General features: G+C 67.9%; 11 protein-coding genes. 1 reads left to right on the top strand and 10 read right to left on the bottom strand.

Annotation, left to right across the window (positions count from 1 at the left end; genetic code table 11):
- Positions 1-70: 70 nt before the first annotated feature.
- Genes ACWPXK_RS21220 through ACWPXK_RS21235 form a run of 4 tightly spaced genes read right to left on the bottom strand, consistent with a single transcriptional unit; the run spans position 71 to position 6407 of the window.
- Positions 71-1075, bottom strand: a complete 1005-nt coding sequence (locus tag ACWPXK_RS21220; protein ID WP_454197900.1) for a 1-aminocyclopropane-1-carboxylate deaminase/D-cysteine desulfhydrase — start codon at positions 1073-1075, stop codon at positions 71-73.
- Complete coding sequence (locus ACWPXK_RS21225) at positions 1072-1683, bottom strand: QsdR family transcriptional regulator (RefSeq protein WP_454197901.1); 612 nt, start codon at positions 1681-1683, stop codon at positions 1072-1074. Before ACWPXK_RS21225 ends, ACWPXK_RS21220 begins: the two co-directional genes overlap by 4 nt.
- A gap of 46 nt (positions 1684-1729) precedes the next feature.
- A complete protein-coding gene (locus ACWPXK_RS21230; protein ID WP_454197993.1) occupies positions 1730-3526 on the bottom strand; it encodes an acyl-CoA dehydrogenase in 1797 nt (598 codons plus the stop codon).
- Between the two features lie 37 nt (positions 3527-3563).
- Complete coding sequence (locus tag ACWPXK_RS21235) at positions 3564-6407, bottom strand: ATP-binding protein (protein WP_454197902.1); 2844 nt, start codon at positions 6405-6407, stop codon at positions 3564-3566.
- A gap of 138 nt (positions 6408-6545) precedes the next feature.
- Here ACWPXK_RS21235 and ACWPXK_RS21240 point away from each other — a divergent pair, with 138 nt between their 5' ends.
- Entirely contained in the window at positions 6546-7706 is a 1161-nt protein-coding gene (locus ACWPXK_RS21240; RefSeq protein WP_454197903.1) for an epoxide hydrolase family protein, read from the top strand.
- 145 nt (positions 7707-7851) lie between these two features.
- On the opposite strand, the gene ACWPXK_RS21245 is transcribed toward ACWPXK_RS21240, so the two are convergent.
- The 6 genes from ACWPXK_RS21245 to ACWPXK_RS21270 form a co-directional block, all read right to left on the bottom strand.
- Positions 7852-8376, bottom strand: coding sequence for a RipA family octameric membrane protein (locus tag ACWPXK_RS21245; RefSeq protein WP_454197904.1), 525 nt, complete (start codon positions 8374-8376; stop codon positions 7852-7854).
- A gap of 114 nt (positions 8377-8490) precedes the next feature.
- Positions 8491-11292, bottom strand: a complete 2802-nt coding sequence (locus ACWPXK_RS21250; protein ID WP_454197905.1) for a TIR domain-containing protein — start codon at positions 11290-11292, stop codon at positions 8491-8493.
- 324 nt (positions 11293-11616) lie between these two features.
- Positions 11617-12978, bottom strand: coding sequence for a carotenoid oxygenase family protein (locus tag ACWPXK_RS21255; protein WP_454197906.1), 1362 nt, complete (start codon positions 12976-12978; stop codon positions 11617-11619).
- A 523-nt stretch (positions 12979-13501) separates the two neighbouring features.
- Positions 13502-13909, bottom strand: coding sequence for a GlcG/HbpS family heme-binding protein (locus ACWPXK_RS21260; protein WP_454197907.1), 408 nt, complete (start codon positions 13907-13909; stop codon positions 13502-13504).
- Between the two features lie 181 nt (positions 13910-14090).
- Complete coding sequence (locus tag ACWPXK_RS21265) at positions 14091-14672, bottom strand: GNAT family N-acetyltransferase (protein WP_454197908.1); 582 nt, start codon at positions 14670-14672, stop codon at positions 14091-14093.
- Entirely contained in the window at positions 14669-16009 is a 1341-nt protein-coding gene (locus tag ACWPXK_RS21270; RefSeq protein ID WP_454197909.1) for a helix-turn-helix domain-containing protein, read from the bottom strand. Before ACWPXK_RS21270 ends, ACWPXK_RS21265 begins: the two co-directional genes overlap by 4 nt.
- Between the last annotated feature and the right edge of the window lie 160 nt (positions 16010-16169).

The following is a 16169-nucleotide window of genomic DNA, read 5'->3' on the forward strand; positions in this document are numbered from 1 at the left end:
CGACTCGATCACCCGCGGGGATACTGAGCGACGCCGTCGGTACTTCGTGCGGGCGGTTTCGCTCGTCCGTTCAGTGAGCCGCTGGGCGCGGTCCATAGGTGTTGAGGAATAGCACGGGACCCGCGCCGAGGGCATCTGTGGTGTCCAGGTGGAGCAGCGCGGCCAATGCTTTGGCGGTGTAGACGGTCTCCAATCGCAGCCCGGCCGCGGCGGCACGCTGTTCGGCGTCGCGGGCGGCGGGCGTGGTGTGGCCGTAGCCGGGGCCGAGCCAGTCGGTGGTCATCGTGACGTCCTCGGGCCGCAATCCAGCCGGGGTAAAGCGGGCTCCGCGCGAACGAAGCAGGTTTTCGGTGCGCTCGGCGAGGCGGACGATGTGCGCGGCGTCGAGGGGCAGCGTGTCGTTCACGACGACCCCGACAACGCGCGTGCGCAATCCGGCCAGGCGCAGCCCGAGCGCGAGACCGGCCGCGGTGCCGCCGGATCCGACAGCGGTGATGACGTGGGTGGGTTCGGGGAGCTCTCCCGCGTCGATCTGGGCCGCGAGTTCATACGCCGCCTCGACGTAACCCAGTGCGCCGATCGGCGACGACCCGCCCGCGGGCAGGAAATACGGGCGCGTGCCGCCACGCAGGTGACGCAGATACAACCAGGGCGCGGCGAGCATCGTGCGCAGCTTGCTGTGCGTGAAATGCAACGTGGCGCCGGAGGCTTCCAGCCGCCGCAGCTGCGCGCGAACATGGTCGTCGACCGGCTGGTCGACCAGGGCGAGAGCGGTATCGATGCCGTTGGCGCGGCCGTACAAGGCCGTGGCGAGGCCCCAGTTGGTGCCGGTGCCGCCGACGGTCAGGATGGTGCGCGCGCCGCGGCGCCGCGCCTCGGGCAGCAGCCATTCCAGCTTGCGTACTTTGTTGCCACCCCAGCCGCCGTCGCCGTATCCGCTCTCGTCTTTGCACCACAGCTCGGCCGCGGTGCCGAGGTCATACCTGCGTACCGGCGTCGGAGCGGTGCCGAGCCGGATGAACGGCACAGTGTCGGCCACCTCGGGGAAGCGCTGGTGTAGCAGCGCCCTGGTCATGGCGTGATCGCCTCCGGTATGCCCAGCAGCGCCGCCTGTACTTCGTGCAGGCGGTCGATGTCGCCGCGGATGCCCGCGACGTTGTCGTTGTACAGGAACGCCTCGCCGAGCCGGACCAGCGCGTAGGCGAGCAGGGCGGGCTCGAGCGGCGGGCGATACCCGTCCTCCTGCGCCGCGCGCACGATCAGCTCCCGGACGGTATGGACGATCAGCGGCTGCACCGGTCCGTCGCTCGCGGTGAGGATGCGCAGCCCGGACAGCGGCTCGTTCTCGAAGTAGCGGCGGAACGGTTCGTTGTCGGTCATCCAGCGGTTGACCCGGTAGAGCACGTCCAGGATGCGCCGGGCGCCGGTGGAGCGGCGGCGTGCGTCGGCGCGGCTGAGCAGGGCCTCGAACTCCCCGGCCAGCACCGCGCCGAGCACGCCGTCGCGGGAGCCGAACCAGCGGTAGACCGAGGCGCGGCTGAGCCCGAGCTGCCCGGCGATCGCCTGGATGTCCACGCGCTCACCGGCCAGGAACGCCTTGCGGGCGTGTTCGATGACCTGTTCCCTGGTCGCGGAGGCCGGTCGGCCGGGAGGGCGGGTGGTCCGCTGACTGGAATCGATCACCGAGAAATGATACATCCTCTAGAGCGTGTATCGAAACAGGCCATGCTCAGAACCAGGAATCTTGCATCTGCAGCGTAGTCCGGTCCAGGCGGGCGAGCAGATCCAGTGCCGGTGCGGTCTTGGGTAATTCGAAATGATAGAAGAACCGCGCCGCATGCCGCTTGCCATTGTAGAAGTCGCCGGAACGGTCTCCGGTGGCGAGGAACTGCTCGAGCCAGATCCACGCCAGCACGATGTGCCCGAACGCCTCCAGGTACACCGAGCTGTTGGCCAGCGCGGCTTCGATGTCGCCGGACGCGAACAGCCCGGTGGTCACCTCTACCAGCCGGCGCCACGCCGCATCCAGCTGGGCGGCGAGCTCGGCCGCCTCGCCACCCGCCGTGCGCGCGGCGGCGATGGTCGCCTCGACCCGCCTGCCCAGGGCCAGCAGGCTGGCGCCGCCCTGCTGGGTCACCTTGCGGCCGAGCAGATCCAAACCCTGGATACCATGTGTGCCCTCGTGGATCGGGTTCAGCCGGTTGTCCCGGTAATGCTGCTCGACGTTGTACTCGCGGGTGTAGCCGTAGCCGCCGAGCACCTGGATGGCGAGGTTGTTGGCCTCCAGGCACCACTGCGAGGGCCAGCTCTTGGCGATCGGGGTCAGGATGTCCAGCAGCAGGTTGGCCGTGCGGCGGTCCTCCTCGGACTCGGCGGTTTTCTGGTCGTCCACCAGCCGGGCGCAGTACAGCACCAACGCCAGTCCGCCTTCGGCATAACTCTTCTGCGCCAGCAGCATTCGCTTCACGTCGGCGTGCTCGATGATCGGGCGCTGCGGCGCGGCCGGGTCCGCGGGCAGTTTGGCCCGGCCCTGGGTGCGGGTGCGGGCGTAGTCGAGCGACTCGAGATAACCGGTGTAGCCGAGCGCGGCGGCGACCAGGCCGACGCCGATCCGCGCCTCGTTCATCATGTGGAACATGTAGCTCAGCCCGCGATGCGGTTCGCCGACCAGGTAGCCGATGGCGCCGGGCGCGTCGCCGGGCGCCCAGCGGCCCTCGCCGAAGTTCAGCACGGTGTTGACCGTGCCGCGGAAGCCCATCTTGTGGTTGAGCCCGGCCAGTGCGACGTCGTTGCGTTCGCCGATCGCGCCGTCGTCGCCGACCAGGAAGCGCGGCACCACGAACAGTGAGATCCCCTTGGTGCCCGCCGGTCCGCCGGGGATCTTCGCCAGCACCAGGTGCACGATGTTCTCGCCGAGTTCGTGATCGCCGCCGGAGATCCACATCTTCGTGCCGAACAACCGATACGTGCCGTCGTCCTGCGGCTCCGCGCGGGTGACGATGTCGGCCAGCGACGAACCGGCCTGCGGCTCCGACAGGCACATGGTGCCGAAGAACCGGCCCGCGAGCATCGGACGGACAAACTTCTCCACTAGCTGCCGATCGGCATGGGCGACCAGCAGATTCGCGTTGGCCACGGTGAGGAACGGATAGCCCGCGGTGCCCGGGTTGGCCGCCTGGAACCACGCGTAGCTGGCCTGCGCGACAGTGGCGGGCAGTTGCTCGCCGCCGAGTTCGTAATCCATCGCCGCCGAGGGCAACCCGGACTTGGCGAAGGCTTCCAGCGCCTGGCCGACCTCGGGGATGATGGTGACACGTTCGCCGTCGAAGGTCGGTTCGTTGGCGTCGCTGAGCTTGTTGTGCGGCGCGAAGTACTTGGTGGCCAGCTGCTCGCTGAGTTCGAGCACGGCGTCGAAGGTCTCCCGCGAGTGCTCGGCGTACCGCTCGCGTTTGGTCAGCCCCTCCGCGTCGAGCCACTCATAGAGCAGGAAATCGAGATCGCGCCGGGACAGCAAGGTCGACCGCATCAGCCCGTCCTTTCGAGACATGTTCGAGCCAGTGTATCTAAGGACCGTAGCCGGTGGGTGATCCGTCGGCAACGAGCAGTCCGCGGTCCCGCGCGATCGCGGCCGCCTCGGTCCGGGTGGCCGCGCCCAGCTTGGTGAGGATGCGCGAGACGTGGACGCCCGCGGTATTGGCGCTGATGAACAGCTCGGCCGCGATCTGCCGATTGCTCGCGCCCGTGGCCACCAGCCGCAGCACGTCGAGTTCCCTGGGCGTCAGGCCCGCCGTGCTCGGCCGCTGCGCCACGGGTGCCCGGTCGGCGGGTCCATCGAGAACGATCCCGGCGCGGTCGGCCAGGTGCTCGGCTTGCTCGCGGAGCGGCGGCGCCTGCAATTCGCCCGCCAGCTCCAGGACGGTTCGCAATGCGGTGCGCGCCGCCGAGCGATCGCCGGTGGCGAGTTCGGCTTCGCCGGATTCCAGCAGGCTGCGCGCCAGCTCGAATGGCCGGCGCAGGGCTCGCCAGGAAGACACCGCCGCCGTCCAGTCGGCGGGACGGCCACTGCGCACCGCGCGGCAAGTGTTCCGGTGGGCGGCGTCGACCGCCGTGGTCACCGGTAGCCTTTCTATGACGGCGTCGAGAACCATTGTCGCGCAGCGGGTTCGCGCCACCACAGCGGCCAGTGCCCATGCCTCGTGATGATGTGCGGCAAGGTCGTCGGCGGTCAGGGTCGCGGCGCCGATCTCGGCGGCGCGCTGCGGGTTGCCCGCCGCATGCGCGATCTCGGATTGCACGGCGTGCAACTGGATCTGGTACTGCCTGGCCCATCGGCGGTCGCCGAGCAGGGGCTGCGCGGTTTTCGTGCTGGTCGCCGCGGCGTCCGTGTCACCGCGCGCCAGCATGATCTCGGCGTGGCACAGCAGCAGCGCGGCGGTGCTCAGCGGCGGCAGCCGCTCGGTCAGCGATTCGTCGATGAGGTCGAGCGCCTCGTTCCAGCGGCCCAGCGCGGTGAGCGCCTGTGCCCATTTGACCAGCAGAATCGGCCCGGCATCGACGAAACGGTAGGTCTCGTGCGCGGCACGCAGCCCCTGCTGGATCGCGGCGATGGCCGCCTCGTTCGCGCCCGACGCGACCAGCAGGGCCGCCTCCCACAGCACCACCGTCAGCAGCGTTTCCGGATCGCGCGCGGCCGTCGCGGCGGCATGCGCCCGTTCGAAATGCGCCATGGCCTCGGGGCGGTCCGCGGTGGCCAGCCCCAGATACGCGTAGGCACGCGCGGCCAGTCCCCGATCGCCCAACTGTTCGGCAACATCGACGGCGGCGCGCGCATCGCTTTCGGCGGCGGCCGAGTCGCGGCTGAATACGCGCGCGGCGGCGAGTTCGGCGAGCACTTCGCCGCGCAGCACCGTCGGCCGGTCCGCGGGAAGCAACGCCAGCGCCGCGAGCAGGTCGTCTTCGCCGCCGCTGCTGCTCTGATTGCGCAATCCGGCCCGATAGTGGTGCAGCCGCGCGGCACGCTCCGGTTCGGCTGTCGCATCGATGGCGGCCAGCGCCTCGTCAGCGGCCGTGATGCCCCGCTCGATGACGCCACCGCGATGGCATGCCGCCACGATCGCTTCCAGCACGCCGAGGCGATCGGCGTCCACCCGGCTCGCGGCTTCCGGTGTCCGATCCCAGAGTTCGAGCACCCGATCCAGGTGATGTACCTGATCACCGTGTGCGCCAGCGTTTTCGGCGTCCGCCGCGGCATGCCACGCGGCTTCGAGCGCGAGCGGTAGGTCACCAGCCGCGTACGCGTGATAGGCCAGCTCGCTGGACCGGTCGGCGCCGCGCTCGGCGGCCAGGGCCTGGGAAAGCTTGGCGTGCAGGTGCTTTCGTTGGGCTGGCAGCAGATCGTCGTAGACGGCGTCGCGGATCAGAATGTGCCGGAACTCGTAGCCGGTGTCGGTGGCGACCAGCAGTTGCTGGTCCACCAGCTGGTGCAGGGCGGAGGCGAGCGCGTCCTCGGCGAGGTCGGTGGCGCCCTGCAGCAGTGTGTGGCGGATCGGTGACCCGGCCACCGCCGCGAGCCGCAGCACCGAACCGGTGTGGTCGGGCAGGTCGGAGAGGTACCCGAGCAACAGCTCCGACAGGTCGGCGGGTGTGTCCTCGGGTGCGGGGCCCAGTGCCTCGACGAACAGCGGAATTCCCTTGCTGCGCTCGAAGACTCGTGCGATCGCCCCGGGTTCCGGCTCCCGGCCCAGCAGTGCGGCCAGCTGTCTGCCCACTTCGTGCTTGGTCAGCGGCGCCGGAGTCAGCAGTCGGACGCCGGGGTCGCGGCGCCACCCGGCGACCAGTCTGCGCAGTGGTTCGGAATCGGCGGGCCGATAGGTGCCGACCAGCAGCAGATCCCGCTGAGCGAGGTTGGCCACCAGGAAGGCGAGCAGCTCGAGGCTGGCGTCATCGGCCCAGTGCAGGTCATCCAGGACCACCACCACGGGCTTGACCGAAGCCAGCTGTTCCAGCACGGTCAGGATCTCACCGAACAACCGGATCCGATCCGTGTCGGCCTGCGCCGCCCCCGACCGCGCGGCCAACTCGGGAAGCCACCGCGCCAGCGCGGGCTGGGCCACCGGAAGCAGGGCGGCCAGCGCGTCCACCCCTTGGTCCCGCAACAGCGCTCGCATGACCGCGACGAACGGCGCGAATGGCATCCCCTTGGCGCCGAACTCCGGACAGCGTCCGCGCAACACCACCGTCTGCGCGCCGACCCGCGTCGTGAACTCCGCGATCAGCCGCGACTTGCCGATGCCCGCCTCGCCCGCGACCAGTACGGTATGCACCGCCGGGTCCCGGTAGGCGTCCTGCAATGCCGCGACTTCGGCGGCCCGCCCGACAAAGGCACCGCACACGGGAAGGCTCACCACGGGCGCGATCATGCCCGGAACGCGCGGTCGCTGCCAAGTGCCGCGGGTAAGAACCGCGGCGGGTAAAGAGACATTCGGCGGCAAGATAACGAATTCTCGTGATTCGGCGACCCCCTCGTTACCCGAAGTATTACTGCCATGACGAACACCGAAATCCGCCCCTTCCGCATCGACATCCCACAGGCCGACCTGGACGACCTCCGCCTGCGCCTGGCCCGCACCCGCTGGATCGACGACCTGCCCGGCACCGGCTGGGAACGCGGCGTGCCGACCGCCTACCTGAAGGAGTTGGCCGGGTACTGGGCCGAGAAGTTCGATTGGCGGGCCGTCGAGGCGGAACTGAACACCCACCCACAGTTCACCACCACCATCGCGGGCCAGAACGTGCACTTCCTGCATGTCCGCTCGGCCCAGAAGGACGCCACCCCGTTGCTGCTGCTGCACGGATGGCCCAGTTCGGTGGTCGACTTCCTCGACGTGATCGGCCCGCTCACCGACCCCGCCGCGCACGGAGCACCCGACGCCCCGGCCTTCCACCTGGTCATCCCGTCCCTGCCGGGACACGGCTTCTCCGGTCCGATCACCGAGACCGGGTGGAACGACGGCCGGATCGCGGCCGCGCTCGCCGAGCTGATGGCACGCCTCGGGTATGACCGCTACGGCGTGCAAGGCGGCGACCACGGCGCGTTCATCGCCCCGGCGCTCGGCCGGATCGACACCGAGCACGTTGCCGGCGTGCACGTCAACGCGCTGGTCACCTTCCCGACCGGCGACCCCGCCGACATGGCCGCACTGACCGACGCGGAGAAGGCGCGGCTGGGCGCGATGAAGAAGTTCCAGGACGACGGCTCGGCCTACATGAACCTGAAGGGCTCGCGCCCGAACACCATCGCGCAGCTGCTCGCCGACTCCCCGGCGGGCCAGCTCGGCTGGATCGCGGAGAAGTACCAGGAGTGGACCGACTCCTCGCACGAACTGCCCGAACAGGCCGTGGACAAGGACCGGCTGCTGGCCACGGTCAGCATCTACTGGTTCACCGACACCGCCCGCAGCGTCGCGAACTTCTACTACGAGCGCTTCCACGACGCGAGCATGTTCGCGCCGAAGCCGAAGGGCACTGTGCCGACCGGTGTCGCGGTGTTCAAGGACGGCGACTACGCCATCCGCCGCTTCGCCGAACGCGCGCACAACATCACGCACTGGTCGGAGTTCTACTCCGGCGGCCACTTCCCGGCGCTGGAGGTGCCGGACCTGCTCGTCGGCGACATCCGCGAGTTCTTCCGCACGCTCGGCGACTGATTCCAGCGGCACCCGGAGGGCAGGTGCTGGTCGCCTGCCCTCCGCCGACTACTGGTTGAGCGAGCGTAGTGAAAGGGTCGCTATCGACCACCGGCCAGCCGCCATTTGCCTACCGTCGCCAACTCGCTCCTGGCCAGGATGCGCTTCACGCGAAGACTATTGCCAGGAACCCTGCGACGTAGGCGAGACCGAAGAGAACCGGGATCCATTGCTCGATGTGGGTGAGAGGCCAATACCGTGCCCGGTCCTTCCCTTCACCCAGGGCCCACCATTCGGCCTTCCAGAAGGGTGAGGCGGGAAGTCGTTCTTCGAGGGCGCCGATGACCTGGTACTTGGCACTGTTCAGGAGACGGTAGCTGCGTACCAGGTAGAACCATGCGAAACACTGGCCGAGGATCCCGACCAAGGGGATCGCCAGCCACCATTCCTTGGTGTCCGGTGGGTTCTTCCCGAAAGTGGCGACGAGGGTGAAGATGCCGGTATTGAGGGTCAAGAAGAACGAGTTCGTCAGGCCGCGTCGTGCGCTGATGCGGTCGGCCATCTCCACGTACAGCCGGTACTGGTCGAGGACCACGCTGTCGTAGGTGGTGGCGCGGCCGAGCCCGGTCTTGTCTTCCGGGTCGTTCCAGAGTCGGTGGCGAAGCTCGGACTGGCGATCGTTCTGGGGCACGGTCCACCTTTCCCTGGCGTGTCGCTGTGTGCTGCTAACGGATTCCTTCGTTCGAGCGAGCCCGTCCGTTCGGACTCCGGCGATCGGTAGTGGCAAACCGGTGTCTGCTTACCTTCACTTCTCGGCCGTGTCGTCGTCCGGGGCAATCGGTAGTTCGGGGCAGACCTGGATGTAGCCGATATCGGGCGAGACCCACTTACGCCATTGTTCGTGGCTGATGTTGCGAGTGAGCTTGCTGCACAGATTCTTTTTCCACTCAGCGAGCGTTGCCTCCCATATCCATATGCTGCCGTTGTCTCCGCCGGACACGATGTGCTGCCCGTCCGGGCTGAACGCGACGCTCCACACCGTGCCGGGGTGTCCGGTCATAGGAGGGCCGATGGGTTCGCCGGTGGCCGCGTTCCACAGCCGCACAGTGGCATCGGTGCCGCCGGAGACGATGCGCTTCCCGTCCGGACTGAACACCGCTCTCCACACAATTCCCTGGTGCGCGGCCCTCGGTTCGCCGACCGGTTGCCCTGTGGTCGCGTCCCATAGCAGCATGGTGCCGTCGGCGCCGCCGGAGACGATGCGCGTCCCGTCCGGACTGAATGCAACACTGGGTATCTTGGCCACGTGTGCGGTCATCGGGCTGTCGATGGGTCGGCGGGTGGCCGTGTCCCACAGCCGCACGGTGCTGTCGGCGCCGCCGGAGACGATACGCCGCCCGTCCGGGGCGAACGCCACACTCATCACCCAGTCTCCGTGTCCGGTCATCGGTTCGCCGATCGGTGCTCCGGTGGTCGCGTCCCATAGCCGCACAGTGTTGTCGGCGCCGCCGGAGACGATGCGCCGCCCGTCGGAGTCGAACGCCACGCTCATCACGTAGCCCTGGTGTCCGGTCATCGGTTCGCCGATCGGTGCTCCGGTGGTCGCGTCCCATAGCCGTATGGTGCTGTCGTCGCCGCCGGAGACGATGCGCCGCCCGTCCGGGCTGAACGCCACGCTGCGCGCCGCGTCTTGGTGTCCGGTCATCGGTTCGCCGATCGGTGCTCCGGTGGTCGCATCCCACAGCCGCACATCGTCGCCGCCGGAGACGAACCGACGCCCGTCCGGGCTGAAGGCCACACTCAGCACGTCGCCCGGGATGGTCGGTTTGCCCGTGGTCGCCTCCCACACTCGGACGGTGCCATCGGCGCCGCCGGAGATGATGCGCTGCCCGTCCGGGCTGAACGTCACGCTCCAGACCAGGCCTCGGTGTCCGGTGATCGGTTCGCCGATCAACGCTCTGTTGTTCGTATCCCACAGCCGCACGGTTCCGTCGGACCCGGTGGAGGCGATGCGCTGTCCATCCGGGGCGAACGCCACGCTATTCACCGCGCCTTGGTGTCCGGTGATCGGTTCGCCGATCGGCGCTCCGGTGTTCGCGTCCCACAGCCGGACGGTTGTGCCACGACTGCCCACGTCGCCGGAGACGATGCGCTGGCTGTCCGGGGCGAATGCCACGCTCGTCACTGCGCCCCGGTGTCCGGTCATAGGAGGGCCGATGGGTTGGCCGCTGGCCGCATCCCACATGCGCACTGTTTCGTCGGAGCCACCGGAGACGATGCGCCGCCCATCCGGGGCGAACGCCACGCTCATCACCTCGCCCCGGTGTCCGATAATCGGCTCGCCGATGGGTTGCCCGCTGGCCGGGTCCCACAGCCGCACAGTGTTGTCTTCACCCCCGGAGACGATGCGCCGCCCATCCGGGGCGAAGGCGACGCTCCGCACCCCCTTCTGGTGCCTGGTCATCGGCTCGCCTATGGGTTTGCCGGTGGCTGCGTCCCACAGCCGCACGGTGCGGTCGCTTCCTCCGGAGACGACGCGCCGACCATCTGGGCTGAACATCACACTCCATACCGGGCCTTGGTGTCCGGCCATTGGTTCGCCGATGAGTTTGCCGTTGGTGGCATCCCACAGCCGCACGTCGGCGCCGCCGGATACGATTCGCTGCCGGTCCGGGCTGACCGCAACGCTGAACACCTGCGCGGTGGTCTCGATTATCGAGAGCAACTTGCGCCGCTCGAGCATGGCGCCGAGCAGCGCGCCCTCGTCCGGCCGTGACGCGACCGACTGCGCGGCCAAGATCTGCGTCAGCGCGCGTACATCACTGCCGAAAGTGACGCCGGCGAGCATGGCCTGGCCTTCCGACACCAGTCGCCGTGCTACCGCTTCGTTGCGTTGGCGTACGGCCTCTTGTCGTTGCACGAACGCGATCGCCGCCGCGGTGACCGCAAGAGCGGTCAGGACGACCAGGCCCGCGATGGCGGCGCGCCGTAGCCGCCGGAAGCGACGCTGCTCCCGCAGGTCCTCGCTGGCCAATTCGTACTTGGGTTTGCCGTGGATCGGGGCGGCCAGGTCGGTGACCTTCTCCCGGAACAACGCCGCGCGAGGATCCCACGGCGCGTCCTCGCTGACGTCGACGTAGAACGGCTCGGCGGTGAGCGTTCCCGGCTCGGTCAGTACCGGTAGGGCCACATCGGAGCGTTCCGGGTCGAATCGTCCGGTGGCTTCGTCCCAGGTCAGGTGTCCGTCGGCGACGACGAACAGCAACCGGTCCGGGCCGCGGCGCTGCAGCCAGTGGGCAACTTCCTTGTTGACCCAGCCCGAGGCGACCGAGTGTGGCGAAAGCACCACGATGAAATAACGTGCGCGATCGATCGCGTCGCTGACCTTGCCCCACAGATCGGGACTGGCGGTGAGATCGGTGGCGTCGCGGAATACCCGCAGGGCATGCAAGTGACCCATTCGCCGGCCGATGCGGTGCAAGCCTTTCTGGATTCCCGCGGCGACCGGCCGATCATCGTGGGCATAGGAGATGAAGGCGTCGTAGTCGAACGACTCCTCTTCTGCACGAGCCTGCTGCTCCAGAGTCTCCGGAGCCCGAGCACACATCGGTTATCGCCCCGCTCTCCAGATCGAGACGCATGAACTGGACAATCCGAGCCTTTCGCGCCCGAGTCCGGATGACGCGCGTAGTCCACTACTCGACTTCGCGGAACGTTTGCTGGGTTCCTTGCATGCTGCGGCGGTCCAGGCCGGATCGGCGATCGGGCCCGTGGGCACCAGCCGGCCGCCTCCGGTCGGTGTGCCAGTTCTTCGGCACCAACATGATCTGCTCGGCCAAGACTTTCGCTGAAGTCGTCTGCACGAGCACCACATAGTCAGGGGTTGATGGTGGAGCTGTCGAGTCGGCGGTGTAGCCATGCCGCCACCCGCCTATTTCGGGGGTGTCTCGGATGTGGGTATCCATGTGCCGTGGAAGCCGTTGGGGACTCGCACGGGCAGGTGGACCTCGGCGACCGGCGCGGCGGTGAGGTCGGTGGCGTCGAGGATCAGCAGGTAGCCGGTCCCGCGGGCGCGGTCGTGGGCGAAAGTGAGCAGATATCCGTCGTTCTCACCGGTGGCGGAATGACGTGGGACGAAGACGGCCTCGCCGCAGGTGTGGCCGTCGGGTAGTCGATGGGTGTGGCGGGTGACGCTGTGGGTGAAGTCGTAGCGGTGGATGCGGGAATGCGACGGGTGGGCGTCGAGGGAGAAACTGGTCACGTATCCGAAGCGGTGCGCGTGCCCGATCACGGTGTCGGCCACTCGGGGGTATTCCACAGCCTCGTCGTCGATCTGCTCCTCGGTGACCGTGCCGTGGGTCAGGTTCAGCCTCCACCGGTGTAAGCGGGGCAACCCGCCGTTGATGTCGGCGCTGCCGCCGCGCCACAGACTCGGCACCCGGGTACCGGTGAGAGTGAGGATGTCGTTGGTTTCGAAAGCATTGAGGGTGTGCCAGACGTAGCAGGGCGCCACCTCGAACCACCGGACCGGGCCGCCGGTGCGCGCCATCACCCCGAAGCGGGCCCGATGCGCATCAGACCACTGCCACCCCGGCCCGCCCGGTGCAGCCGGGTCGAACACCACCGGCAGATCCATGAACACCACGTGGTGTTCGGTGATCGCGAAGTCGTGCATCATCGTCGCGCGCGGGATCTCGACCACCTGGGCCTGGAGAATCTCCCCCGCCGGGGAGGCCCGGTAGTACGTCAGGTACGGCGGTCGTAGCCGCGTCCCGAAGAACAGCAGTTCCCCCGTCACGGGGCAGACCTTGGGGTGCGCGGTCATCGGGGTGGCCAGCGCGCCGCCGAAAACGAACGGTCCCAGGGTGTTCAGGTCGGGGGTGAGCTGGTAGGGAAAACCGCCCTCTTCGAGGGCCAGCAGTCGGCCGGCGTGGGCGAGCAGGTGAGTGTTGGCGGTGGTGACCCGGTAGTCCATCGTCGCGGTGGCGGGGTCGAAGGCGAGGTCGGCGCGGGATCGGCCGGGATTGGCATACAGCGGGGTCCGCACGTAGCGGTTGCGGTACCAGCGGGCGCTCCCGCCGGACAGGGCTACCGCGTGGACCATGCCGTCCCCGGCGAAGTAGTGCGGTGACCACCCGGTGCGCGGGTTGGGGCCGTTGCGGACGAACATGCCTTCCAACTCGGGCGGGATTCGCCCGGCCACCCCGGTCGGTTCCACAGTCACTTCCTCGGTGACCGGTGCGTTGTTCCCGGCCAGATGCAGCGGTGTATCGGCGTCCGGTGCAGTCGTCATCAGCGGTTCTCCCATCTCGGTCGGCCGTGCCAGGATGCCGAGATATGCGGGAAACAAACAGTCTTGTTTTCACCACCCCCTTCAGCCGCCCATCGAACACCCAGCTCACGGCTGTGCAAAAATCCGACATCGGCCCTCACCGGATCCAGCCGCGGTCCCCGGCTGCACTACCGCGATCCAGCTCCAAGCCGCGCGCACGTGGGTCGACTGCCACCACGCCCGACCAGGCGACCGGATTCCACTCGCGTGGGCTGGCATTCGAGTTCGCGAACGCGGCGGCGTTAGTGGAATGGCGGTACGACACGCCGTGGCCAACCGCCTTTCGACTACCTTCGCGGACCCGTCCATACGGCGGCGGTTACAGCAGAAGCTGCATTAGACCCCGACTAGCGCGCGGTGAATTCGACCGTGCTCGCCCGCCTGGCCTGTCGGAAACCGAAGCCGGTCCCGAACTCGACGGTTCAACTCGGCTCCGACAGGCAATCTCGACAGCATCGCCCCTCGGCGATCCATCAGTGAACTGTCAATCCAATTGGGCGACGGCAGCCGTGCCGATCTTGTGGTCAGTGATCGAGGAGGCCGCACCGGACACACCCAGCGCGCCGATAACCGTGCCGCCGACCCGGATGATCACGCCACCGCCGTTGGGCACCAATGAGTGCGTACCCGATTGCTGCGGCCCGCCGACCAGCGGCTGCCCCTGCGGTGTGGCGGTGGTCATGTGCACGGTGTCGAATCCCAGCGCAATGGCCGCGTCTGCCTTGCGTTGTGCGATCTCGATTGAATACCGGGGTGCACCGTCCATCCTCGCGAAGGCCACCAGATCGCCGCTGTCCTCCACGACCGCCAGCGAGACGGTCTCCCTCAGCTCGGCTGCCGCCTTACGCGCGGCCGAGATCACCGAGTCGGCCTGGTCCAGCGAAATAGCCATCGGCATATTCTCGCTCACCCCAGCATCCATCGGCTTGCCGGTCGGCATTCGTGTCCTGTGCCAGGGCGAGAACTCGCGCCCGAATACCACCGCGGTTTCGGGCTCGACATCACGTTCTCCGTTTATTCCAGTCCGCCAGCGATTTCGAGTTCTCATGCTGAGCCCAATCGACCGGGATCCGCTAGTGCAGCTCGCGGATCAAGACATCGAACGTCGGCGCGTCCGGCCAGCTCGGCGTGAGCACTCCGACTCTCGCCCATCCCCAACGGCGATAGGTGTCGTATGCGCGGCGATTGTCCGGCTGGACCAGCAACGTCGCCCGCTGTTCGGGTCGCCTGCCCAGAAGATCGTCGTGCAGGGCGCGAGCGATTCCACGGCCGGTGAACTCCGCCCGAACCATGATTTCCGACAGTGCGAAGGTACGTGTGCCGTTCTCCGCCGTGAATGCGGCGAGGTCACCGGCGTCCAGCCGCAATCCGTTCCACCACTGGCTTTGCGGTCCGAGCGGCCAACCCCACGTCTGTCCGACCGCCAGCCTATCGATTCGGGCCATGACCAGCTCGAACCCACTGGATCGGCTGGGATCGGTGTAGGCGTCGAAGCGGTGCATGAACGCCTCGGGCGACTCGAACTCCGCTCCGGAGTCGATCGCCTCGACGTAGGAAGCTCGGAAGATGTCCTCGACCTCGGCGCGGTGGTCTCGCGCCTCCGCGGCGGACATTCGTTGAAAGACAAGGTCCTTCACCGCCACTGGATCCTTCATACCGCCGTGGCCCTCCGCACCAGATCGTCGAAACGCTGATTGAACGAATCATCGTGCATGCCAGTCGCCGCCCGCACGGGTTCGAGTAGTTTCAGTGTGCGTGTGGAGGACACCTGTTTCTCCAGCTCGGACAGCACCGCGCTGGCCTGGATGACCGCGCCGCCGATGTCCCCGACCTTCGCCAGAGCGGCAGCCCAACCGGCGCGGTAGGCGGCGGCATTGCGAGCTCCGGCCTGTTCGAGCGCAAGACCGGACGACAGCACTGCGGACTTCTCGAGGTCGCCGAGATCACCGATACCGCGTGCTTCATGGCAGCGGATCTCATTGGGGCTGACGAACCGCAGCCATTCCGGGCACTCGTCCATGGATTCATGGCTGAGAGCGGAATCGAGCTCGCGCCAGGCGGTCGCGATTGCGCGGCCGAACGCCGGTCGGTCACCCAGCACCGCGTGCGCTTGCGCCTCCCGGATCGCGATCAGCGCGTGGATTCGGCCGGGCGGGTGGCCGCGCGTTAGATCCTTTGCGCGGCCGATGAGTCCGAGCGCGCGATAGGGGCTGCCGTTTCCGGTACGGGAGAGATTGATTGTCTGGAGAGCGGCAGTGAGGCACACGTGCGCCGTCAGTGTGTCGTCATCTGCTTGGTTGGCGAGTGCGAATGCGTCCGCGTAGCAGCGGCCGGCCAGGGAGTGCAGGTCGGCGTCATAGGCTAGCCATCCCGCCAGGCTTGCCAGCTCGCCGGTGGCGGACATGAATGCGCGCCCGGCAGCCCCATCGAATGCGCAACTCTCCAAGGCAGCCATGGCGACCCGGAGGCCAGCCACTGCCTCCTGGACGAGCGTGCCCCCACCTACTATTTGGTCACGCTGGCCCAGTTCGATGACATTGTTCGCCAGACGCTGTGCGTCTGCGATGCCGATGCGGTTGGGGACCACATCGGAATTGATACCGGACGCCACCAACGTGGCCCCGAGCAAGAATCCGAACTTCCGCCGTTTCAACTCGTCCTCTTCCCGCACATCCTGGTGGACTTCAGCCGCCGAGCTGACGACATCGGCGGTCATGGCGCTACTACCAGCATGCGCCACCACACGGTGTCGCGCATCGGCCACGGCGGCGCAAAACCGCTGTCGCTGCTGGGCGTCGAGCCCGGCGAGGGTGGTATCCAAGTCCAGAGCCGACTTCCCACGCACCGGACGCGCGGCCGTGGCGCGCTCCCACTTCCTGACGGTCGGAGGTTGGTAGCCGGTCGCCTCGGCGAACTCTTCCTGCGTCATCCGAAGAGCCGCCGTGCGAAGGGCTTTCACCTCTATGCCCGTCCACGTGCTGACAGTGATCATTGCCGCCCCCTGCTCGCGTCGTGCAACGCCTCATCGGAAGCGTATCGGTTGCATGCGGTCCCGTACCTGGGATTGAAAGCGCTGGTCGGTGAAGCTCAGAACCGGCCTCGGCGCAGGGTGAGCGCCCGCTTCTCGACGGGCACACCACCGGCGTCTATGG

The sequence above is a fragment of the Nocardia sp. Marseille-Q1738 genome, from assembly GCF_965283145.1.